Genomic DNA, 23144 nt, shown 5'->3' with positions numbered 1-23144 from the left:
AGCCCGCGCCGGCCCAGGTCCGGCCGAACAGCACTGAACGAGGAAAGAGCGCACGTCGGCGCCAGATCCACAACATTCAACCGGCCATCAAGTACGCCGATCTAGTCTGCGGCAATGACAGCGAACAAACCGGGCCGGTATTGAGGGTCACCACGACGGGCCCCGTGCTCTCATTCGGTCCGTTCCTGGGCGCGGTAGTCCTGGACGGCGCGGTCGACGTGTGCCAGGAGCTCCGGAGTCATCCGGTGCATGGCCCGGCGGTCGTACCAGCGGACGATCAGGGTGCCCGCGGCGAGCCAGCAGAGCAGGCCGATCGCGGCCGCGACGAGGCCACGGGCCAGGCCCGCGTCGGCCTGGGCATCGAAGTACAGGATGGCCCGGTCGCCGGCGAGGATCTGCCGCAACGGCTCGGCCTCGCTGAGCAGCCGGAAGAAGTCGGGTAGTGCCTCGATGGGCACGGTCCCGCCGGCCGAGGCCAGGCCTGCGTAGACGAACAGCAGGATGGCGACCAGCTGCCCGGGGGTGCCGAGCACCGCGAAGAGCACGATCGTTCCGGCGGCGACGCTGGCCGAGCACAGCCACGCGTAAAGCCACAACAGCAGCGGATTCGGAGCGTCCATGCCCACAGCGCCGGCCGCCACCACGAGCATCAGACCAGTCACCACCGCGGTCAGGACCGCCGCCATCGCCCATTTCGTCAGCAGGGTCCGCCACCGGCTGATCGCTTTCGGCTGGAGCTGGGTCCACCGGGGACCGACCTCGGAGGTGCCGTAGCCGAGCGCCGCGTCCACGGTGGCGTGCAGGATGGTCCCGGTCAGGAACCCGCACATGAGGGTCAGCAGGGCCAGGTAGAAGGCGCTCAGGCCCAGCGCGCTGTTCTGCGGCGGGGGGTGGAACTGGCTGGTCGTGACCGTCACCGGGTGGGCCAGGAACGCCGTCGTCGCGGCGTCCCGGGTCCCCGCACCGGCGGCCGCCGTGAGCTGGCCGCTGATCGTCCGCGAGGCGGCGGCGACAGCGGGTTGCAGGATGCCGGTGGCCAGGCTCGCGCCCAGCGTGCCGGCGCGCGGGTTGGTCAGCAGTTGGATTGCCCCGCCACCCGTCGTCCCGGCCGTCGGCAGACCGGCCGCCGCCAGGAGCGAGGCGGTGAAGTCAGGCGGGATCACGATGGTCGCGTACGCACGCCCGCGGTTCATGGCTCGTTCGGCCTCGGACAGGGTCACGGGCTCCAGGCGCAGCCGGTGGGACACCGCGGGGCTCGCCCGCAGGCCGGCCTCGACCTGCCCGCCGATGTCGAGGTGTTCTGTTCCCAGCGTGGCCCCGCGGTCGCTGTTCACCACCTCGACCGGCAGGCCGCGCACATGAGCCAGCGGGTCTACCGCTGACCCGAGGTACAGCGCGGTCATCGCCGTGACGACGACCGAGGCCAGGATTAGCGGCAGCACCCACACCGGGCGTTGCCGAAGAAGGTCGCGCGCGCGGACCGGAAATTCATCCCGCGGTGTCCCGTTCTCCGGACTCAACAGGCCGTCTCGTTTCACTCAGACCCTCTGGGCCGCTCGGTCTGTGGGCCGACCAAAGGCCGCCAGCCCACCACGGGACGCGCGGACAAGGGTGTTCGCGTGCTCGGCGGGCGCTGCGAGCACCGTGCCGGTCGATACCGCCGCCAGTCCGGTGGGCAACGTCTGTGAGTCACCGTCACCAATGCGGACCCTCCAACATCGAGCTTCGATGTTTGTTGTTCTCAACCTCGAACAAGGGTCAGCGTAGAGCCGGGTTCTTGACGAGCGCTGGACGAAGGCGGGTGCACGCCGGCGACAGATCCACAAGTATTTCACTCTTCATCCAGAACTCCGGGTCCACACCTGGTCCGCGGAACCCCGGGCGACGAGCGCGTCAACGAGCCGGCCGCTGCCGTCACCCGCCACGTCGTCGTCGGTGAAGCCGAGCGCGAGCAGGCTGTTGACGCGCCGAGCACAGAGCCTGCGGCACACCGAGGCCTGCTCGCGCTGGTCCTCGCCGAGCTGCCCTCGACCGCCGACGAGCGGTAACGACCGGAACCGGCGGGTCAGCTGCCGGCTGGCGGCACGTCGGCGGTCGTCGCGGTGGTGGCGGTCGCGTGGTCGAGGGCGTCGTTGAGGGCGCCCAGCTCGGCCGCGAGCGCCTGGACGCGGTCGCGCCCGAACTCGGCGAGCGCCTTCCTGAAGACCTCGCCCCGCAGGGTGCCTTCGTGCAGGTAGGCGCTCTCGCCCTGGGGGGTCGGCCTCAGCAGGCGGCGCCGGGTGCCGGGCACGGGGTGGAGCTCGATGAGCCCACGGCTGATCGCGGACTTCACCTGGCGGCTGACCGTGGACTGCTCCAGCTGCAGCACGTTCTCCAGATCCCCCATCGACGAGGGGCCCATCTCCGTCAGCGCCCACAGGATCCGGAAGCTGGACCGGTCGAGTATCGACCCCTCGGGCGTCTGGACCCGACGCCGGCTGAGCCGCAGGACCTCGCGCCCGATGGCCCGCAGCAGCGTCTCCTCGATGGGCGGCTGCTCCCCCGGCGCGCCGTCCGCTCTGACCTTCGCGCTCACCTGTCCCACCTCGCCTGCGCCCCGTCCGACGTGCCCCGATCATGCTCTCCGCGAGCCGCGGGGCGGGATACGGCGGTTCACACGGCGGAGGGGACGTCCTCCTTGCCGGCGGCCACGACCGCCGCGGCGGTGCCGGCCCTGTCCGGCCGACGGCGGGGGATGAACGCGGCGAGCCCGGCACCGAGGAGGGCCGCGGCGGCGCCGACACCGAAGCACAGCGTGAACGCGCGCTGACTGGGCAGCTCCGTCGGCCCGAAAGCGGTGGTGTTGCTGGTCAGCAGGGTACCCATGAGCGCGGCGGCCACGCTGCTGCCCACCGAGCGGGACAGGGAGTTGAGGCCGACCGCGGCGGCGGCCTTGGCCGCCGGCGTGGCGTCCAGGATGAGGGTGGGCATGGCGGCGTAGCCGATGCCGACGCCGGCCGACGCGACGCACGTGACGATGAGCAGCTGCCACGAGGCGTCCATGAGGAGGGTTCCGAGGCCGTAGCCGGCGGCGATGACGAGGGCGCCGATCATGAGGGTGATCCTGGGGCCGATGCCACCGATCAGCGCGCTGGAGATCGGCGCGAACAGCAGCATCATCAGGCCGGCGGGCGCCATCCACAGCCCGACCGCCTGGATGGACTGCCCAAGACCGTAGCCGGTGCCCTTGGGCAGCCCGAGCAGCTGCGGAATCACGATGGACTGCGCCATCATGCCGAAGCCGACGGCCATGGCGGCGACGTTGGTCATCAGCACCGGCAGCTTCGCGGTGGACCTCAGGTCGACCAGCGGCTCGGGCTGGCGCAGCTCGAAGGCGCCCCAGGCCACCAGCACGACCAGGCCGCCGGCGATGGCGCCGAGCGTGCGGGCACTGCCCCAGCCCCAGTCGGTGGCCTTCGAGATGCCGATCAGGAACACGACCAGTCCCACCGCGAGGCCGAGCGCGCCGACCAGGTCGAAACGGCCGCCGTGGCTGTCGTGGACGTGCGGGATCGCGACGATCGTGAGCACGAGTATGACGGCGGCCACGACCGTCGAGACCCAGAACAGGGTGTGCCAGCTGCCGACATGGACGATCCACGCGGCCAGCGGGAGGCCGATCGCGCCGCCGACACCCAGCGTGGCGCTCATCGTGGCCAGGGCGGTAGGGGCCATACGCGGCGGGGTGATCTCGCGGATGAGCGAGATTCCCACCGGAATGAAGCCCAACGAAACGCCCTGCAGGGCGCGGCCGACCAACATCGGCGTAAGCGTGCTCGAGAGCGCGCACACCAACGACCCCGCGACGAGGAGGGCCGCGCTCACGACGAGGACCCGTTGCTTGCCGAACAGGTCGGCGAGGCGGCCCGCGACGACCATGGCCACCGCGGCGGCCAGCAAGGTGATGGTGACGACCCAGGGGGCGTTGGACGGCGAGGTGCCGAGCAGTTGCGGCAGCTCCGACTGGATCGGGATGACGAGCGTCTGCGTGAAGGAGACCGTCATCCCGCCGGCGCACAGCACGGCTACCGAGACGGCCGGCGGCGTGCTCCTGGCTCCTGCAGCAAGAATCATGGTCTTCCTTCCGCGGGCGTCGACATGCATGCTACATGCATGTAGAGGCGGTGATGTCGCGCACTAGCCACAAGCGGATGGAAATCCTCCACACAGAAAAGATGATCACCTGGGGAGATGTCAGGCCACAACGGAAGGCCGACACGGAACCGGGCGACGGCGACGCGAGCAACGCCAACGCGTGCGGGGACCAAGCCACGTTCCCGGCAGGTCGGCCTTGCCCGGCCGCGGACGGATCTGGGCGGGGGATCTACACGGGAGGATCTCGGCCCGTGGCCGAGGTCCTCACCGCGACGCCGCCTTGTCCCGGGCGCCGGACACGGTCACGCGGGTCGCGCGCCCGCGCCGCGCCGGCCCGTGAGCGTCAGTCGGCCGGTAGCTCCCCCGCCTCGGGCCTGGATACCAGCGCCGCCGTCCCCAGCCCGACCTCCATGGCGAGGGAGAGCCAGAAGATCCAGTCGGTGCGCGGGCGGTCGACCTTCAACGAGACCAGCCGGGCCGCGGCCGCGCCCAGCCAGGTCACGCCGACGGCGGTGCGGGCGGCCGGGGCGCGGCTGACGAGCGCCCATCCGCCGAGAGCCGCGTAGGTACCGCCCAGGCCGGCTCTCGTCTCGGCGCGGCCACGGCCGGTCGTGGCCGGCAGGTCGAGCGCGGTGGCAAACCGAACCGGCATCACGACCCCGGCCGCCCCCGACACCATCAGCGCCGCACTACTGACCCGGCCCGCGTTCATGGCCGAACGCTAGCACGCGCGACACCCCGCCGCGATCATGGCTGAGGAACGGGCACTGAACAACGAGCGATGAGTTCCGGCGCCCCGCTCGGTCTGTCCCAGAACCGAAGAAAGGAAAGGGAGAGGGAGGGACGGCATGAGCGCGCCCGAGGTGCTGATGGACGGCGTCGTGTTCGGTGAGTCACCGCGCTGGCACGATGGACGGATCTGGTTCTCCGACTGGGGAGCGAACCAGGTGATCGCGCTCGGCGCCGGCGGCGGCCACGAGGTGGTGGTGTCCGTCCCCTCGTTCCCGATGTGCATCGACTTCCTGCCCGACGGGCGGCTGCTCGTCGTGGACTCGGCGCGGCGGCGGATCCTGCGCCATGAGCCGGACGGATCCCTGGTCGAGCATGCCGACCTTTCCAAGGTCTCGGAGAAGCCGTGGAACGAGATCGTGGTCGACGACCGGGGCAACGCCTACGTCAACACCATCGGTTTCGACTTTCCCGGCGGGGACTTCGCCCCGGGCCTGGTCGTGCTCGTCACGCCGGAGGGCTGCGTCGACGAGGTCGCCGACGGTCTCGCGTTCCCCAACGGCATGGCGATCAGCCCGGACGGCGCGACGCTCATCGTCGCCGAGTCGTACGCGAACCAGCTCACCGCCTACGACATCGGCGCCGACGGCGGCCTCGGCGACCGGCGCGTGTGGGCGCCGACGCCCGGTGACCACCCCGACGGCATCTGCATGGATGCCGAGGGCGCCGTCTGGTACGCCGACGTCGGCAACCAGCACTGCGTCCGGGTCCGCGAGGGCGGCGAGGTGCTGGCCACGATCGACCTGGACCACGGCGCGTTCGCCTGCGCGCTCAGCCGCGGCGAGGACCCTCGCCTGTTCGTCGTCGGCCAGGCCTGGGGTGGGCCCGGGCCGGCGCAGCCCACCGGGCGGGTCGTGGCGTTCCCTGCGCCCGCGCCCGGCGCTGGGAGGCCCTGACCGGGCCGCTTTAACAGACAAAGGACTATGCACCCAGCACGCGTCCGGCGCGGAACGCTAGCTCCCGCCCGTCCGGTGCTCATCGGCTGCGTCCTGGGACGGCAACGAGCTGGCACAGGGAACGGCGAAGCCAAGCTCGATCATGCGCTGGGCGATCCGCGCTGGGGTCCAACGGAACCGGAACGATGAGGCCAGCACCTCGGCGCGTGAGACCGGCCGGTCCACGAATGCCTCGGCCGAATCGATGAGCAGGTCGGCGAGCCGGCGGTCCACGCCGTCCACGAAGGTTTCGAGTGCGGAGTCGACCAGACTGGGCACGGCGCAGCCAAGCTCAGCCAGCCTGTCGACGACACGACGGGGCGACCAGCGGAGGTAACCGGCCGCGGCGATGACGTGGGCGACCGGCGCGACGCCCGCGCGCAGCCAAGGGCCCCGTCCATCGAGGCGGGAACTGAGCAGGATGACGTCCCGGGCAGTCAGCGCGCTTGCCGGCAAATCGGGAAGGGTGCCCGAGGCCGGCACGGACAGACCGAGGTCGGCGAACGAGGTGCGGACAGTCTCGATGTCACACCCAGTAAACTGGGCCACAGCCAGGATCTGGGCTGGACAGAGCTGGTCAGCGTCCGGCCCGGCGGTGTCCATCGCATGGAATACGACCGTCGCGTGCTCACGCCCCATCCGGTCCAGTTCCCTCGGCACTCCCACCAAGTCAAGACCGAGCCGCTCGTACCGTTCCCGGACCTCGGCCACGTCGCAGGCTAGGACGCACGCCGCGTGGTAAACGTGCGCCAACGGCACCCGTGGGTCCGTCAGGCGGGGCGCCTTCCCGTCAAGATGCTTACTCAGGAGCACGACGTCGACGGCGTCCACGTCGTCCGGCGTCTTGGCAGGAAGCTCGGCGAGGGTGAAGCCGAGGCTCCCGAGTCGGCTGGCTATGTCGCTTGGCGACCGGCCGGTGATCCCGGCCGCAGCCAGGACGTGTCCGAGGCCGATGTCGTCGTCCGCCAGCCACGGCGGCTCGCCGTCCAGCGCCCAGGTCAGGAGGTCGATGTCGTCAAAGCTCAACTCATCCGGGAAGTTCGCTCCTGCGTAGACGGCGAGGCCTGCTCCCAGCCCACCGATCCACGCCGCCAGCTCCGCCGGACCGCGCGACTGGCGCCGAGCCGCGTCGCGGAACGCGGTCGCTAAGATGCTGGCCCGACTGAGCCCCGCCCAGCCCTGCTTGAGCAAGGGATCATTCGTTACATCGAGCAGGTCAACGACCGTGCGCTCCTCCGCCGCGGTCAGCTCCGTATCCCTCACCGCGTCGACGTCAAAGCCGAGCTCGCTGAGCCTGCCGGCGGCGGCGCGCGGTTCCTGCCCCGACTGCGCCGCTGCGCGCAGGACGTGCGCGCCAGGCACACGCGCATCGAGAACAAAAGCGTCCTGGTCGTCGAAGTCTCGCGCCAGCAGGACGATGTCGGTCGGGCGAATAGGCGATGCCATCAGCCCTGCTGGGTCGGCCGCCGCCAGCCCGAGTTGGCGCAAACGAGACGCGACCTCCCCAGGAGGTCGACGCAGGCGATTCGCAGCAGCGTGTACCTGCGCTGCGGGAATGAAATTTCCCACGTGGGCAAGATCCGCCCAGCCAGTAAATGACGAGCTCAGCACTACGCCGTCGTCGTGCGTGATCTCCATGCCACCAAGTTCCGGGAACGCGATTCCAGTCTCCTCCAACAGCGCGAGAACGTCGCCTATCGAAATTCCATCCGCACCAACCATATACAGCAAATCATTAATTTCACACCTGCCTCCGGCGAACATTTTTTCAAGACTGAACGAGCTGATCTCGGCGAGCCGCGCGACACGAGATCCTCTCGGCTCGGCAACGCGAGCCACGGTGTAGCCTTCCGCGCGCAGCATTTCGATCAACGCCGGATAAGCGACCTTGGTGACGCCCGCAAGGCCGAGGAGGTGAACCCGATTTACGGCGCTCCCCATCGTCCACAGTGGGTGGCTCTTCCCGACTTGCGGAAAATGATCCGCAAAATCTGGTGACGGATCTTTCGGTAGACGAATTGTTCTCGCGACCGGAAATCCAAGCTCGCGGAGCCTGTCAACGTTGTGACTACGAGATCCCCGCTCCTCAGGTAGCAGGCTGCGGAGATAGCTCGTAGGAACCGGGGTCTCGCCCAGCCCGTCAGACGTGTCCCGACTCACGATGAGTGCATCGCCTTCACCGAGGACGATGCCTTCCAGGCCCTCAGCTCTTGGCACCCGATAGCCGAACCTATGCAAACGGTCGGAGACCTCGGCCGGGCTGAGTTCTGTGTAGAGGGCGGATCGCAGCACATGTGCTCGGCTCACTCTGCCCGGCGAGAGCCAGGGACCTCGTCCGTCCAGCTTGGCGCTCTGCAGAACGAGGTCCATTGGGACTACGGCGACAGGACCGACAAGGGGCGGCCACACCGCGACTCCCAGGAGATCGAGACGATTGCATATCTCCTCGGGCGGTAGCATCAGGCGACTCGCAGCTGCGAGGACGTGGCCGGGACTCACGCCATCGTCGCGCCATCTCCAGCCCAGCAAGGGAGATTGACCGTCAAGGTCCCTACTCAATACTGTCTTTTCAAGCTCGGAGATGTCCGCTGTTTCCATGCCCTTCAGGCTGGGTACTTGGAAGCCAAGTCGACGAATTCGCCGACCGACCGCCTGCGGCGTCGTTCGCAGACTACCGGCTAGGAAGCCGACATCCGATCTTATAACTACAGGCGCGAGCTTATTGCGGTAACTCGCAATCAGAATTACTTCCAGGTCGCTTGGCACTACCCGTTCGCGACGTCCGTGATCGCGTTCGCTGTCTCCGCCCGGTTCGCCGTGCGCCCAGATAGCAAGGCGCGAAAAGAAAATGGTGTCAGGGACTCTGAATGGATAGATCGCGCTAACACCCGATCGGGCGGCAGGGCGATTAAGGGGATTGAAGAGCCAGAGTGCACTGTCCGTGGCGAGTAGACCGCTTCGACTAACAGGCACACGTCCTTTCCCGACTCCCGCCCAAGATTCGCCATCCGCAGCCATCAATTCGACCAAGGCATCGGCCACCAGAGGGAACGAATAGGCGAATGCTGTCAACCATTCGACCGTCACTTCTAATGCATTGGACGACCGCAGGACGGTAAGTGCGGCCGTAAGCACGACATCGACCGCTGGTTCGTCCAACAATTTTCGGATCTTGTTGCGGTCGACCGACAACTCTGGGACCAAAGGACCGGTCAGATCCAGCACAACGCCGAAGATAGCCTCGCCGGCCCATAGCCCATCGGCGAGGATGGCGCCAACACCGTTGCACCACCATACGCCACCACCGGCCGCGACGATCTGCGTCGTCATGCGACGCAGTAGTTCCTGGAACGGGTCAAGAGTCCCCACGGGTGCCGAAGGAGCGAGCCGACCGGCGGGCCATTTTTCGAGCGCCGCGCCCTCGGCGGCATACGTGTCGAATTCGGCAACCCAAAGAATCCGTCGCAGGATGTCCACGCACGAGATCGACGGCCGTTTGGGATCCCGGCTCAGATAGAGTCTGACCGTGGTGCCGCTCTCCCGCCCCGGGCCCAGCGGCTCGATGCGGAAGAGATTGCCCGGGCCGGCGATCGTGACGCGCAATAGCTCACCCGGACGCCCGTCGGGGCCCAGGCGGCACGTCTCGACCCGGATCTCGTCGGCAATCATGAAATAGCTCAGCACACCGACGCCGAAACGGCTGTTCGGGTGGAACTCGATTGGCGGGTCGCAGGCCGCCCAGCGGCCCATCTCCTCGACGACCTCGGGAAGGTCGACGGTCCGTGTACCGGCTTCGGCGAAGACGTCGGAGATCTCCCGGTAGCCCATACCGATGCCGTTGTCACGGCACTCAACGTAGGGCGTGCCGTCGGGCTCAAACCCCTGCCGGAAGTCGATCCGGCCGGTCCAGGAAGACGGCCGGCCGGTGGTCCTGGCCAGATACTCGGTGCGGGCGCGACGGTAGCGGCAGGCGTCAAGCGCGTTCTGGTAAAGCTCGCGTACCGCGAGCGCGCGGTTCTCATAGAGCTGTTCGCCCATGAGCAGTTCCTGCACCCGGTCCTCCGCGAGGCGGAACTGCGCGCCGGCGGAAGTGTAGCTGGGGTGGCCATCGATCTCGGTGGCGCGGACGCCATCGGCCGTGGCATGGGTGGGCAGCCCTGCAAGCGCCGGGATCTCGGCGGTCGCGCGATGGGCCTCCGCGAGGAGGGCGTCGAGTCCCGCGGTGTGCCGTTCCAGGGCGACCTGCAGCGCCGGGTGGCGGCACTCGACCGCGAGGGCGCGGGTGGAGCGGCCTCTGCCCTGCCACTGAGCGCGCCGCAGCGCCGTTTGGACGTCCGTCAGGTCGACAGCGTCCGCGACGCCGAGGTGCTCGACAAGGACGGCCGGCAGCGCCGCCAGCTCCAGCGCCATCTTCTGCCCGATCGCGAGGAGGTAGCCGACGAGCCGCTCCCGTAGCGGCATCTCCTCACTCGTCGCCGGAGCGACCATCACCACGTCCCGCAGCGCCCCGACCCGCCCCGACTGGTTCAGGAACGTGGCCGTCGCGCGCAGCGCGGTAAGGATCTCTGCCAGCCGTTCCGTCCGGAACACCTCGGCCGCGAGGCTCTCCTGGCCGCCTTCAGCGGTTACGCCGGGGAGCAGCTCTAGTAGTACGTTCTCCCAGCGGGCAGTCACATGAGACTCGCACCATTTGTGCGCGAGCCACCAGGTGACGGCCGAGGCCGCGGGCTGGTCACCCGCTAGCCCGGCCCTCTCGATCCGGCGGACAAGCCGGGGGTGGCCGGTCGTGAACGCGTCAAAGTCGGCGCGTTCGGCTCGGCCGGTCAGATCATCGGTCCAGCCAGGATGAGCGACCGTTGCCTGGGCGACGAGAACCGTCCAGACGGTCTGATGCAGGTAGGGCCCGACCACGAGCAACGCCGCCTCAGCGGCGGACAGCTCCTCGGGCCCGGCGGGCAGTTTGCCTATGAGGAACTCGACGCGGCGCGCCATCCGACGGGCGAGATCGGGATCGTGCCAAGGATCGCCGGCGAGAACCTCGGCCGCAGTGTGGTGTGCCCGGCCAAGCCGGTCCACGAGGTCGCCGGTGGCAGCCCGAAGCGCGGCGGTCGCGAGGGTGTCGGCTGTGCGCTCCCAGGCGCGATGGTGTTCGGCGGCCGTAGTCCAGGCGTGTGGAGGAGGATCCGCGGCGTCTTCGTCGGGCAGCGCGGGGAAGGGGAGGAAGCGGAGCGGGTCGCAGGGTGACAGTGGACGGAGCAGACAGCACTGATCTGTGCCCGCGCCGTCGTCCCTGCCCGAGGCAGGTCTACCCTGCGCGTTCGGCTGGTCAAAGACGGCGAGCCGACCATCCGATGCGCTACCGGCCCCAGAACCCGGCGCGGGACTCGCCATGACGCCTTCGAGCGCCGCGTGCAAATCCGCTAGTGTCCGAGGCAGCGGGCGGGTCGCGAGCACGTCGATCAGCGCGCGCGTGAGCGAGGGGCGAGCCGCAGGATCGGGAGCGTCGTCGCCCCCACCGCCGGCGGCCCGGCTGCGGTAGACGTAAGCGACGTCGACTCCGGGCGCGGGCTCGATGCGGCCGGTTGCCCAGCCCAGGTCCGTGACCGCACCGCAGACGACGTCGTCGTACTCGGTGATGCCGTCGACGAGCACCAGCACCCGAGCGGCTGCGGTGTGGGCGAGCGGTCCGGACCAGTCGACAGGCACGCACAGGTCCCAGAAGGGCTGGTATCCCACGGTGGCGTCCGCAGGAACAAGGAAGTCGCGGCCAACGTCCGCGCCCCGCGCAGCGCGATGGACCGCGTTTCCCGCAAGAAGGAGAAGCAGGGTGGAGCCGGCCGCGGCGCTGCGAAGAAAACCGTGGACAGCCGCTTTCACGGCGCTCGCGCCCGACCGGGAGCGATCGTGGATTTCGGTGCGGTAGCCGACGGACTCCAAACGCTCCGCCGCGCTGTCGAGCATGCCCGACAGCCACGGCAGTGCGGGGAGCCGTTCGTCCTCGTAGGAGCCGATGCCAATGAGCAGGGCCTGAAATTCCGCCGGCCGGTCCTGTGTCGACGCGCTGTGATAGCTCTCGGCGCCGGGGAAGGCCGGCGAGGTCACGCCCGGTCCAGACAAGACAGACACACCGGGAAAGACGGGCTCATGGGTCGGCTTGGCGCGGCCCGCGATCACTTCGCGGACCCTCATCAGCAGCTCGCCGCGGGCGCGGTGCTCGGCCATACCGAACAAATCGAACGAGATAACCTGCCCGAGCAGACCAGGGCGGTCGCAGTCCTCGATTCGGACCGGAATCAGCCGTCGGCGGGCGCTGTCCGGGTCCGCAGCGACGGCTGCCTGCCATTCCTGCGTTCCATAGGCCGAGTCGAGGTATGCAGCCGACAACACGGCCAGGGTGCGGGCTGAGTCTCGGATGGCGTCCTGCATGGCATGCGTCCAGTTGGTCCCGGCCACCATGTCCCATGCTTGGAGATGGACGCGGAAGCCTGCCGCCTCGAGCTGCCAGGAGATCCACTCGGCCCAGGCACGATCCGCCTGGGTGTAGGAGACAAAGAAGTCCCACCGATCAGCGGATCCTGTGGTGTGGTGACCCCCGTCGAACACAGGGTAAGTATGGCAGCTCGCATACGATTCCCGGCTGAAAGTGCGACCTTGCCGACGGCGGTACGCCGCCGACCCGTCAGCAGCGGTCGCGGACTGTTCTCATCCACGCCACGCAGCGACCGCGGTCCTCAGACCGCCCGGGCGCCGCCCGGGCGCCGACCGGGTGGATCGTGATCTCAACTCCTACAAGCACGATCAATCGGATCGGATGCTGATAGGCAAGGTCCACCCGCTGGCAGCTTCTGACCTGCGTGTTCCCGAACTGTACGTAGCGCCGCTCGGGCGACGCGAGCCGCCCGCACCCCGTTGCCGCACACGTCGCCGACGACCAATGCGCAGCTCGCCTCGTCGAGTCGTGCCCGGCCGAACAGGTGACGTCCTGAGCGGCCACGGCCGGCGCCGGACCGAAACAGGCCGAAGAAATCACCGGGAACACCGTCCCGGCCGGCCCGGCAGCGTGCCGCGACCTCGACGCCCGGTGGCCACGGCAACCCCACGAGCGAGCCGGCCGTCGAGCCGGCGCCGGGATCCGATGGGTGTGGAACTCGCTGTCGCGGCGGGCCGAAGGCCAGATACGTCTTGATCGTGCTGTCGACCGCGAACACGGCGAGTACCCCCAGCTGACAATGTGGTGATGGGGAGGCCGACTCGGTCACCTACCTTGCGCGTTGTGACGCTTTCGCCGACCGCGACGACCTCGCCGACGCCTTCGTGCCCGAGAACGAACGGAAAATCCCAGAACGACAGGACCATCTGCGCCAGGAGCCCATCGGTGTAGCAGATGCCGCTGGCATGGATTCTGACGAGCACCTGGTGAGGTTCTGCCACGGGCATTGGGACGTCCTCTAATACCCCGCCGGGATCACCGCAGCCTTCATAGTTGCCATCTCGACACTCCTCATCTCTCGTTGACCGCACCCAGGCTCACAGCAACCAGGGGTCTTGTCGGTGCGACCATGCGGGATTTTCGGTCGGCGACGCGCGCGCAGGAGGCCTCGTCCACCAGACAGGACAGCATCAAACGGCGATCCGTGGCACGCGGCGAGCCTCCACGCCATCTGCCAAATATCACGGAGAGCTATCGTCGGCGCCTCGGCGAGATCGGCGAACTCCGTGGAGGTGGCTGGTTACTCGCTCGGCGGCCAGAGCGGCGACGGCACCTCGAAGCCCAGCGGGCCGTCCCAGCGGTTGCGCGCCGCCACCTCGTGCACCGGCCGCCGCCCGGCGACACCCCAGCGCCCGGTCGGGTAGCCGAAACTGACGCAGCAGGCGTTGATCCAACCCTCGCCCGGAGGAACCTCCAGGATCTCCAGCACCTCCTCCTTCGCGAACGCCCCCAGCACGCTGGTAAGCGAGCTCCCGATGCCTTCCGCCCTGGCGGCGAGCTGGGCGTTCCAGACGGCCGGGTAGATCGAGCCACCGGTCGGGTCGTGCCGCACGAACGCGAAGAGGAAGAGCGGCACCTCGGCGAAGTGGTCGGCCAGCCAGTCCGACGAGCGCTGGATCCGCAGCAGCGTGGCGCTGTCCTCGGAGCCCGGATCGGCTCGGGCGGCCGCCAGGCGGTCGGCGTAGAAGGTCTCCCACAAGGTCGTCAGGGCACGGCGGTACAGCGGCGCCAGCTGGCCCTTGACCGCGGGGTCGTCGACGAGGAGGAAACGCCACCCCTGTGTGTTGCCACCGCTCGGGGCCCGGATGGCCGCATCGAGAATGCGGGCCTGGGCATCGGCCGGGATCTGGTCGGGACGCACCCGCCGCATCGCCCTCGTCGTGTAGAGCGCCTCGTGGATCTCCATGCCGATCTCTCCGATCTCTTCAAGCCTCTTCAAGGCCGCCGGTCGGCCTCCGGCGATTCTCGCCGCCGGCCCGGCGGCATGGCCGATCATGATTCTGGTCGGTGGCCGATCATTGACCCGGAGGGCGGCGGGCCGGTCACCAGATCCGGCGGAGCTGTGCGCCCTCCCGGCGAGCACGCAGCTGTGCCGCGCGCTCGGCCAGGGTGACCTGGGGCGTGTCGGCGGGCAGGTGTTCGCGAATGCCGGCGAACGGCACCTTCATGATGGTGGGGTCGGGATGGTCGCTGGCGTGGTTCCAGCGCAGCTGGATGACCCCCCAGGGATAGTCCGCCTTGTCGAGCCAGTTGGGCACGCCCGGGTCGAGCCGCGAGATGACGGCGCGGAACTTCCCGTCCCCGTCGAGGCGGGCCTGCGCGTCGTTGAGACTGGACTGCCTGTTCACCCAGTCGACGGTGCAGAAGCGGTCGTCGGCGACAAGTGCCTGCCAGTAGCGGCTCTGCCTTGGCACCTCGGTCTCGATGATCAGGACCTCGTCATCGTTGATCTCGTGGATGCCGTCGTAGTAGACCTGCTTCGGCAGCCCGCCCATCTCGTCGATCTTCTTCGAGCGCAGCAGCGTGTTGATGCCGTGGTGCTCGCGGTAGTAACGCACCAGCTTCATGTCGAAGGCGATCATGCCTTCGACCCAGGCGGCCAGGTCCGAGAAACGCCGGGCAGTCTCCGCCGGCGACATGTCGGCTCCCCCGTCGTCCAGCCGGTTGATGGCCACCCGGGCGTCGTCCTCCCGGATCCAGTCACAAGAGCACTTCCGCATGAGCAGGCGGCGGGTGGTCGGCTCCAGCCGCCACCAGTCCCCGGTGTGGCCGTCCGGGCGCTCGGCGCTGAGCAGGACGCGGAAGGAGCCGTCGTCGCCGAGCCGGAGCTCGTCCAGGTCGTGGGTGGACGGGACCGGTCCCCCGCTCATGTCCGCCGGGCTCATGATGTCGAAGCTCTGCTGCGTGATCTCGACGAACCGCGTCGTGCCGCGGTAGCCGGAGATCTCGTACACGCCGTCGACGTCGACCTCGGCCGTCGAGTAGACGTAGTCGGGGTCAGGGCCGCCCTGGTTGAAGGCGTAGTTCCACAGCGGCATGAACACGGGTCGGCGGGCGTCGGTGTAGACCCGGCACAGGTAGCCGCCGGCCAGGATCGACAGCGCGAGCTTGTTCATGTCCTGTGTCTCGGCCTCGGAGGCGCCGCCCGGCCGCCACTGGGCGATCAGGTTGTCGGCGACGCCGTCGAGCGCCTTCAGCTGCTCGGACCAGGTGGGCAGGCTCATCGTCCGTATCCCCTCAGCATTCGACTTCTCAGCATTCGACTTCTCGACACTCGACTTCTCGGCGCTCGGCTTCTCGACACCCGGCTTCTCAGCGCTCGACCTTCTTGCGCTCGACCTCGATGCCGAAGCGGCGGATGTAGAACTCGTAGTCGGCGCGGATCTGCTCTTCGTCCAGGCCGAACTGCTCGGCGGTGTACCGGTGGACCCCGTGGGCGCCGGACCGGTTGGCCTCGTGCCAGTCGGCCATCGCCCGCTCGACCTCCGGTCGCAGGTCCAGGCCGAGGAAGTCGTAGACCCGGTACACGGTCCCGATCGGGTCCCTGACCAGCTCGCGATGGTGGACGTCGAAGAACCGGTCCTCGCCCAGGCGGGCGCGCGACGCGATGGCGTTCTCCATGCCGACGCGCAGGTGCTCGCTGATCTCCCGGCCGAGCCGCCGGTGGTCCCGCTCCCCCGTCGGCGGCGGGAGGATCGCGGACACGATGCTCGCGTAGGACGGAACCACCTTCGCGGGGTCGCGGTGTGTCATGACGAACCGCGCGTCCGGGTAGGCGGCGGCCAGCGGCTCCAGGTGGAACTTGTGGTGCGGCGCCTTGAACAGCCACAGGTTCGGCGGCCGGCGCGACTGCAGGAGCTGGATGACGCGCCGGTGGTACGCGAACGTGTCCGTCAGGTCGGCGCCGCGCCACCAGGCGTGATAGCCGTACACCGGCAACGTCATCTGCTGGCCGTGGAACGACATGCCGAGGACCTCGCTGTCCTCCATCGTCGCGTCCGCGTCGTAAAGATGCATCGCCTTCAGGTGGGCGGGGACCTCTTCGTACTCCTTCACCAGCTCCAACCGCCGCGGGTCCGTCAGCTCGGTGTCGAACTCCGGGGGCGGGCAGGGCTTCGACTGCTCCCAGCCGCGCAGCCCGCGGAACTGCGGGTCAAGCGACAGGATGTTCGCGAGCGCCGTGGTGCCGGTTCTCGGCAGGCCGTTGACGTCCACCGGCCCGCGCACTGGCAGGTCCGCGGTCTCGGGGTGCTCGCGGTACCACGCCTCCAGTTCGAGGCGGTTGACCAGCCGGCGGTGGAAGACCCCGACGACGGTGGCGTCGGTGCCTGGGCTCAGGTCCCCGTCCCGTTCGAGGCTGTCGAGCAGGACGTCGAGGCCCGCGCGGAAGTCGCCGGGGCCGAAGTCGGCGAGGCCGGTCGCCGCGGCCGCCGCGTCGAGCAGCTGCTCGCTGGTCGGGTAGCGCATCGCTCAGCTCCTCGGCTCGCCCGCGGACAGCCCGCCGACGGTCAGCTCGCCGGCGGTCAGCCGGTCTGGGAGCAGCTGTTCGGCGACCCGGCGGAAGCCCTCCCGCCAGCCGACCTGGCAGGGACCGGTGATCGAGGCGCGCCTGGTGCGGTCGCCGACGGAGCCGACGGACGCGCCCGGGATCGGCTCGACGTCCACCACCGCCGGGCCTCCGAGGAGCTCACCGAAGTACGCCGCCCACTGCTGGACGCTCACGGCCTGGTCGCCGGCCCAGTTCACGATCGTCGCCGGCACGCTCGCGGCGGCCAGCAGGGGCTCGACCTGCGCGCAGATGTCGTCGTCGTGGATCGGGCTGTACGGCATCGGGTCCCAGCGAGTCCGGATGTGCTGCCCAGCCGCGACGGCTTCCAGGTGCCAGACCGGGAGGCCGCCCTGGTCGCTGTAGGCGCAGCCCATCCGGGCGATGGTCACCGGGAGGCCGAACGAGCGGGCGCAGTACCGGGCGACCGCCTCTTGGGCGATCTTGGAGACCGAGTACGGCGCCGACGGGGGCGCCATCGCGTCCCCGAGGGGATCGTTCTCCTGGAAGGCGTGCCATGGGTCGGGGTGCGGCTTGTATGTCGAGACCGTCGACATCACGAGCGCGGCCTTCGCGGACCGGCAGTGCTCCAGCAGGCGGCCGGTCGCCTCGGCGTTCACCCGGATCGCCCGGTCGTAGTCGTCCGCGCTGAAGTCGGCCGCGAGGTGCAGCAGGTGGGTGAAGTCCGTGGGCAGCGCGTCGAGCGGGCCGTCGGCGATGTCGACCGCCCTGGTCGTCACGCCGAGCGCCTCGACCTTCGCCCGAGAGGACGGATCGGTGAAGCGGGCGATGCCCCAGACCTCGTTTTCGCGAGCCAGCGAGCGGGCCAGCCCGTAGGCGATGCGGCCAGCCGGTCCCGTGATCAGGATCTTCTCGCCGGTCAACACGGCAATCGTCCTTCTTGGCATCTCACGGGACGTGGAGCCTAGTTTGGAGCCATCACTGTGACCAGTCACGGATATTTGATCCAAACCGTGGGCGGATGGTGTGATGGCCGTATGAGCATCGACCCCGCCCTACGCCGGGCGATCCTCGGGTCGCTCGACGGGCTGCTCGCGGCCTTCGACCTCGAGCCGCTCAGCCTCGGGCCGCCCGGCACCGAGCCAGCCGGCACCGACCTGTTCCGGGTCCGCTCCGAGCCGGCCCGGTTCAACCGCATCTTCGGCGGGCAGTCGCTCGCCCAGGCACTCGTGGCGGCGCACGTGACCGTCACCGGCCAGGAGCCGTGCTCCCTGCACGCGTCCTTCGTCCAGGCGGGGAAGCCAGGCGTCCCGGTGGAGCTGGTGGTCGACCGGATACGCGACGGCCGGACGATGTCGACGCGGCGGGTGACGGTCCAGCAGGGCGATCGCGTGCTCCTGGTCGCGATCGTCACGTTCCACGCGGACGGCGCCGGCCCCGAGCCCCCGGCCGACCCCTCCGTCCCGGCGGCGGACCCGGAGCGGCTGCCACTGCTGCAGGACTGGGCGGAAAAGGCTCCGCCGGAGCTGCGGCCGCAGGCGCTGGCCTGGGTCGACCGCCCGCCGCCGCTCGAGATGCGGTTGGCCGAACCGGTCGTCTTCATGGGCGGCTCCCCGGCCGCCGGGGAACGTTCGCACTGGATGCGCCTGCCCCGCGACGTCGGCGCCGACCCGGGCCTGCACGCGGCACTGCTCACCTACGCGAGCGACTACTTCCTGCTCGACATGGCCTTCCGGTCCTACCCCGGCGGCGCAGACCCGGACTACGTGCCGGACTACGCGTCGGCCTGCAGCCTCGACCACGCCATCTGGCTGCACCGCCCGGTACGGTTCGATCGCTGGCATCGGCACACCCAGGAGACGGTCGTCGTCGCGGGCCACCGCGGCCTCGTGCGCGGAGCGATCCACGACGCCGACGGGCACCTGGTGGCCACCGTCGCTCAGGAGGTGCTCGTGCGCCCGAAGATCCTGAAGGGCCCGAACGGCGAGAGCGGCCAGCACGGAGCGTTGACGCAATGACCAGCATTCCGGCTGGCCCGCCCGCGCCACTCGCGTTCCAGCACCATCTCTTCCAACAGCCCTGGCCGGAGGGCGAGTACAGGCTGTTCCAGCTCGGCTTCGTCGTCGACGATCTCGTCGCCGCCGCCCGCCGATGGGCGACGGTGTTCGGCGTCGGCCCGTTTCATGTGCTGCCACCCATCGAGCAGGCCTGCACGTATCGGGGCGCCGCCACCGGGGTGAACCTCCAGGTCGGCGTGGCCCAGGCCGGCCCGGTGCAGATCGAGCTCATCACCCAGCGCTGTGACCGCGACAGCATCTTCCGCGAGCAGGCCCTTACCGGCCGGGCGGGCTTCCACCAGCTCTGCACCGTGACGCCCGATTACGACAGCAAGCGGGCGTTATACCTGGGCCACGGCTACGAGCTCGCCTGCGAGCTCACCTCCGCGGACGGCATCCGGGTCGGCTACTTCGACACGCTCGACGACTTCGGGTTCATCACCGAGGTCGTCGAACAGTCACCGGGATTCCTCGAGCAGCTGGCGCGCATCGCCGCCACCTGCGCCCAGTGGGACGGCACCGACCCCGTCCGCCTCCTCACCCGCAACGGCTACCGGGTCCCCTGACCAGAGGCTCACAGTCCTCCGGTCGTGGGTTCGAGCCCCACCCGCCCCACCATGTTTGGCATTGTACGAACCGTCCCCTTCGAGGGTGTTGTGGCTGGTAGGGCGGCTGTGGCGGCCTCTGTCGGTTCGGGTCTTGGGACTCGGAAGATCGGTTGGAGCCGCCCGGGGCCGAGGATCTTGACTTCGTCTATGAGGGCTTCGACGAGGGCCTTACGCTGAAGATCGGTGCCGACTTCGATGATCGTATCGATGTGGTTCGCGATCTTGCGGAGGGTCGCGCGTGGGGGCATGACGGGTTCGTCGCCGATCTGGGCGGTGAGTTCGGTGTGGCGGCGGCGGAGCTGCTTCTGCTTGATGCGCAGGGCGGCGAGTCGGGTGGCGAGGGTTTCTTCGTCGAGGGTGCCACGCTCGAATGCTGACAGGTAGCGGTCGATGGCCTGGTCGGTCTGGGTCAGGTCGGTCTGGACGGTGGTGAGTTCGCCGGCGCGGTCGGAGTGGGCGTCATCGTGGCGTTGACGGGCGTGCTGGACGGCGTCGGCGATGAGCTGGTGGTGGTCGCGGTAGAAGCCGGCGAGCGCGGTGAGGACGGCCTGGTCGAGGGCGTCGGCGTCGAGGCGGGGGGCGTCGCAGCGGTCGCGGCTGTAGCGCAGCCGGGTGAAGCAGGTGTAGTAGCGGTAGGTGCGGTTGCGGCCTTTGGCGTTGGAGCCGAGCATCGCCTTGGTGCATTGTGGGCAGCGCATGCGGCCGGTGAGGTAGTAGTCAGAGTCGCTGGCGGCCCGGTGGGCGTGTCCGTCGGTGCGGATGATGAGGATCTTCTCGGCTTCGGCGAACAGGGCCTGGTCGATGATCGGTTCGTGGGTGTCGATGACGGTGATCTCGCGGAAAGTCAGCTCGCCGAGGTAGACGCGGTGGTCCAGGACGCGGATGACCTGGTGGCCGGACCAGTGGCCGCCGGTGGTGGTGCGGTGGCCGCGCTCGTTGAGGGTCTTGGCGATGGCGCGGGTGCCGAGCCGGTCGCGGACGTAGAGGTTGAAGATCAGGCGGACGATGGCCGCTTCCTTCTCGTCGACGAGCAGTTTCCAGTTGGCGCGGTCGACCTGGTAGCCGAAGGGACGGTTGCCGCCCATCCAAAGACCCTTGGCGGCTTTGCGTTCCATGCCGCCGATGACCCGGTCGATGATCGTGTCGCGCTCGAACTGCGCGAACATCGCGAGCATCTGGAGCAGCATGCGGCCCATCGGGGTCGCGGTGTCGAACGGCTCGGTCGCCGAGCGGAACACGACGCCGGCCTGGTCGAGTTCTTCGAGCAGGGTGACGGTGCCGGAGACCGACGTGTTGCCCAGGCATTCGAGGATTTCTATCAAGCCCACACGGTTCCTGATCCCGCGTGAGTGTGCGCGAACCGCGAGCCGGACGCTGGCGAAGCCGCCGTGGGTCGCCGCAGCAGTGAGGGACCGTGACGTTCAGTGTGCCGGGGGACCTCCTGGGGCTTGGGTCGTGGTGGGCCAGGTGCGGGTTTCGTTGAGGGCTTCTTTGGCACGGAGCGCGTCAGCGAGGTCGAGGTCGAGGCGGTTGGCGATGGAGCAGGCGAAGATCAGGATGTCGACGAGTTCTTCGTCGATGCTGCCCGTGACCTCTCCAGCCGGGGCGCGTTGACCGTCGTTTTTGCGGACGGCGCGGGCGAGTTCGCCGGCCTCTTCGAGGAGGCGCCAGGTCTGGTCGTGGACGCTGCGGGTGGGGCTGGGAGCAGACACCGCCCCGCCGCCTGCTGTTCCGTTCCGACCTGCCCCGCCTGCCCCGGCCCCTGCCGCGTTACCTGCCACTCGACACCGACCGGCGCCTTACCGACGAGCTCGCCAGCTCACCCAACCGGCTCGCGGCCGACGCGCTGCTGCTCCAGCGTGCCTGCGGCCTGCGCATCGGCGAACTGCTCGACCTCGAGCTCGACTGCGTCCACGAGGTCCCCGCCCAGGGAAGCTGGCTGAAGGTCCCGCTCGGCAAGCTCGACACCGAGCGGATGGTCCCCCTCGACGACGACACCCTCGACCTGCTCGACCGCATCGCCGAGACCCGCTCGCCTGGCCGGCCGCTCCCGCATCCGCGCACCGGCCGGCCCGCCGATTTCCTTTTCACCCACCACGGCCGCCGGCTTTCCCAGAACGCGGTGCGCGCGGAACTCGCCCGCGCCGCGGACACCGCCGGACTCGGCCACATCACGACCCACCAGCTCCGGCACACCTATGCCACCGCTCTCGTCAACGCAGGCGTGTCGCTCCAGGCACTCATGGCCCTCCTCGGACACGTCTCCGCGGAAATGAGCTGCGCTACGGCCGGCTGTTCGACACCACCGTCCGCGCCGAATACCAGCGCGCCCTCGACCTCGCGAAAAGCCAGCTCGGAACCCTGCCCGCCGGGCGCCCCGGCCTCCCGCTGCTCGACATCACCCGCGGAGCGGACTGGAAAGACGCCCCGCGCTCAAAACCCGGTTCGCCGGCGGCTTCTGCCTGCGCGCCCCAGCCCAGGGAGCCTGCACCTACGCGAACATCTGCGAGCACTGCCCAAGCTTCCACACCGACACCGCCCACCTACAGATCCTCTCCGCCCAGCGCGCCGACGCCGACGCCCTTGCCCACGACGCCGCTGCCCGCGGCTGGGTCACCGAGGTCGACCGGCACCGCCAACTCGTCGCCCGTCTCGACGCCCTCATCGCCCAGGCACAGGCCGGATGACCGACGAGCCGATCCACGGCCAGGTCGAGCGCGCTCTCGCCGCGCTGACCAGCACCAACCGACAGATCACCTTCACCGCCGTCGCGGCGGCCACCGGGATCTCGCGCACCACCCTCTACCGCAACGCCCAGCTACGCGCCCTCGTCGAGGAGCACCGCAACCACGCGAGCAACGCACGCACCCTCACCAGCGTCGCCACCGAGATCGCACACCTCACCGACACCCTCAACGCCCTGGCCACACGCGTCCGCCAGCACGAAGAACGACTCCGCCGCCTCGAAAAAAGGCCCACCAGCATCACCAACTGATCCCGAAAGCCCAGCCACAAAATCAGACAAAAGCACACGTTATTAGCCGGATAATGCTACGACAACGCCGCCGCCGAGTCCTTCTGGGCGACGTTGAAGAAGGAGTTCATTCACCTCCACGCCTTCACCGGCCTAGGGCACCTCCGCGCCGGCGTCTTCGATTACATCGAGACGTACTACAACCGCAGACGGCTACATTCCACCATCGGCTACCTGACTCCCGTCGAGTACGAGGAGAAATTTGACAGAAAGGCCGCATTGGCGGCATAGTTTAGATGGCTGTCTACAAAACTGGGAACGCTTCACCTGCGCGAATACTGCGCCGGCAGGCTCGCCCACTACAAAATCCCCCGCTACGTCCACATCGTGGACCAGTTCCCCATGACCATCACCGGCAAGATCCGCAAAATCCAGATGCGCGAAGAGGCCATCAACCTCCTCAACGCCGCGAACACCACCGAAACAGGCCACGCCTGATGCGGCAGCGGCCCTTTCGTGATCTGACGGTGCCGCCGCCGGCGGCAGTGGCCTGGAGGCGCGGCGCCAGCGTGACCAGCGCAGGACGTGGTGGAGTAGTACCCGCGGCCGGCGGGCTGGTGATCGCGTTGAGCGGTCTTCGGGGTCTCGCT

Annotated in this window: 18 protein-coding genes and 2 pseudogenes; 7 read left to right on the top strand and 13 right to left on the bottom strand. The window is 69.0% G+C overall.

The features are described from left to right. Positions 1-170: 170 nt before the first annotated feature. From BCD48_RS30550 to BCD48_RS49840, 5 genes are all read right to left on the bottom strand, one after another. Positions 171-1442: a YhgE/Pip domain-containing protein gene (locus tag BCD48_RS30550; protein WP_241842120.1), complete on the bottom strand. Its 1272-nt coding sequence runs from the start codon at positions 1440-1442 to the stop codon at positions 171-173. 396 nt (positions 1443-1838) lie between these two features. Beyond that, complete coding sequence (locus BCD48_RS49845) at positions 1839-1991, bottom strand: hypothetical protein (RefSeq protein WP_349308061.1); 153 nt, start codon at positions 1989-1991, stop codon at positions 1839-1841. A gap of 74 nt (positions 1992-2065) precedes the next feature. After that, positions 2066-2575 (bottom strand): MarR family winged helix-turn-helix transcriptional regulator, encoded by a 510-nt coding sequence (locus tag BCD48_RS30545; RefSeq protein ID WP_241842119.1) that lies wholly within the window; start codon positions 2573-2575, stop codon positions 2066-2068. Positions 2576-2652: 77 nt separating this feature from the next. Further along, the gene (locus tag BCD48_RS30540) at positions 2653-4113 is read right to left on the bottom strand and encodes an MFS transporter (protein WP_083419445.1); all 1461 of its coding nucleotides are present in this window, start codon (positions 4111-4113) and stop codon (positions 2653-2655) included. Positions 4114-4477: 364 nt separating this feature from the next. Next, positions 4478-4846, bottom strand: coding sequence for a DUF4345 family protein (locus BCD48_RS49840; protein ID WP_071051848.1), 369 nt, complete (start codon positions 4844-4846; stop codon positions 4478-4480). A gap of 136 nt (positions 4847-4982) precedes the next feature. On the opposite strand from BCD48_RS49840, the gene BCD48_RS30530 reads away from it, so the two are divergent. After that, entirely contained in the window at positions 4983-5819 is an 837-nt protein-coding gene (locus tag BCD48_RS30530) for an SMP-30/gluconolactonase/LRE family protein (RefSeq protein WP_071051847.1), read from the top strand. A 57-nt stretch (positions 5820-5876) separates the two neighbouring features. On the opposite strand, the gene BCD48_RS30525 is transcribed toward BCD48_RS30530, so the two are convergent. From BCD48_RS30525 to BCD48_RS30505, 6 genes are all read right to left on the bottom strand, one after another. After that, on the bottom strand, positions 5877-12461 hold the full coding sequence (locus tag BCD48_RS30525) for a wHTH domain-containing protein (RefSeq protein WP_071051846.1): 6585 nt from the start codon (positions 12459-12461) through the stop codon (positions 5877-5879). A 423-nt stretch (positions 12462-12884) separates the two neighbouring features. Continuing rightward, a complete protein-coding gene (locus tag BCD48_RS55075) occupies positions 12885-13295 on the bottom strand; it encodes an alcohol dehydrogenase catalytic domain-containing protein (protein ID WP_083419443.1) in 411 nt (136 codons plus the stop codon). A gap of 293 nt (positions 13296-13588) precedes the next feature. After that, a complete protein-coding gene (locus BCD48_RS30520; RefSeq protein ID WP_071051957.1) occupies positions 13589-14254 on the bottom strand; it encodes a nitroreductase family protein in 666 nt (221 codons plus the stop codon). A 136-nt stretch (positions 14255-14390) separates the two neighbouring features. Further along, the gene (locus BCD48_RS30515; protein WP_071051845.1) at positions 14391-15572 is read right to left on the bottom strand and encodes a DUF1214 domain-containing protein; all 1182 of its coding nucleotides are present in this window, start codon (positions 15570-15572) and stop codon (positions 14391-14393) included. An 88-nt stretch (positions 15573-15660) separates the two neighbouring features. After that, positions 15661-16815: a sulfotransferase family protein gene (locus BCD48_RS30510; protein WP_071051844.1), complete on the bottom strand. Its 1155-nt coding sequence runs from the start codon at positions 16813-16815 to the stop codon at positions 15661-15663. A 3-nt stretch (positions 16816-16818) separates the two neighbouring features. Continuing rightward, on the bottom strand, positions 16819-17781 hold the full coding sequence (locus tag BCD48_RS30505) for an NAD-dependent epimerase/dehydratase family protein (RefSeq protein ID WP_241842118.1): 963 nt from the start codon (positions 17779-17781) through the stop codon (positions 16819-16821). A gap of 111 nt (positions 17782-17892) precedes the next feature. Between BCD48_RS30505 and BCD48_RS30500 the strand changes: the two genes are divergently transcribed. Both BCD48_RS30500 and BCD48_RS30495 read left to right on the top strand, forming a co-directional pair. Then, complete coding sequence (locus BCD48_RS30500) at positions 17893-18873, top strand: acyl-CoA thioesterase (protein ID WP_071051843.1); 981 nt, start codon at positions 17893-17895, stop codon at positions 18871-18873. Next, complete coding sequence (locus BCD48_RS30495) at positions 18870-19478, top strand: VOC family protein (protein ID WP_071051842.1); 609 nt, start codon at positions 18870-18872, stop codon at positions 19476-19478. Before BCD48_RS30500 ends, BCD48_RS30495 begins: the two co-directional genes overlap by 4 nt. 8 nt (positions 19479-19486) lie before the next feature. Here BCD48_RS30495 and BCD48_RS30490 read toward each other — a convergent pair whose 3' ends face one another. Then, positions 19487-20848 carry a recombinase family protein gene (locus BCD48_RS30490; protein ID WP_241842117.1) on the bottom strand — a complete coding sequence of 454 codons (1362 nt, stop codon included), beginning with the start codon at positions 20846-20848 and terminating at the stop codon, positions 19487-19489. A 93-nt stretch (positions 20849-20941) separates the two neighbouring features. Further along, positions 20942-21232: a MazG nucleotide pyrophosphohydrolase domain-containing protein gene (locus BCD48_RS30485; protein WP_071051841.1), complete on the bottom strand. Its 291-nt coding sequence runs from the start codon at positions 21230-21232 to the stop codon at positions 20942-20944. Between the two features lie 11 nt (positions 21233-21243). On the opposite strand from BCD48_RS30485, the pseudogene BCD48_RS55995 reads away from it, so the two are divergent. The 4 genes and pseudogenes from BCD48_RS55995 to BCD48_RS55070 all read left to right on the top strand — a co-directional run. Then, positions 21244-21735, top strand: a pseudogene (locus BCD48_RS55995) (tyrosine-type recombinase/integrase); the annotation flags it as partial. A gap of 468 nt (positions 21736-22203) precedes the next feature. Next, positions 22204-22515 carry a DUF6262 family protein gene (locus BCD48_RS54235; protein WP_071051839.1) on the top strand — a complete coding sequence of 104 codons (312 nt, stop codon included), beginning with the start codon at positions 22204-22206 and terminating at the stop codon, positions 22513-22515. A 69-nt stretch (positions 22516-22584) separates the two neighbouring features. Further along, positions 22585-22785 (top strand): annotated as a pseudogene (locus tag BCD48_RS47500) (IS3 family transposase); the annotation flags it as partial. Between the two features lie 9 nt (positions 22786-22794). Then, positions 22795-22992 carry an AMP-binding enzyme gene (locus tag BCD48_RS55070; protein ID WP_198543464.1) on the top strand — a complete coding sequence of 66 codons (198 nt, stop codon included), beginning with the start codon at positions 22795-22797 and terminating at the stop codon, positions 22990-22992. The last annotated feature ends 152 nt before the right edge of the window (positions 22993-23144 follow it).

This window comes from Pseudofrankia coriaricola, assembly GCF_001854805.1.
Lineage (GTDB): Bacteria > Actinomycetota > Actinomycetes > Frankiales > Frankiaceae > Pseudofrankia.
Note: the sequence above shows the minus strand (reverse complement) of the source record. Positions and strands in the feature narration are given on the sequence as shown.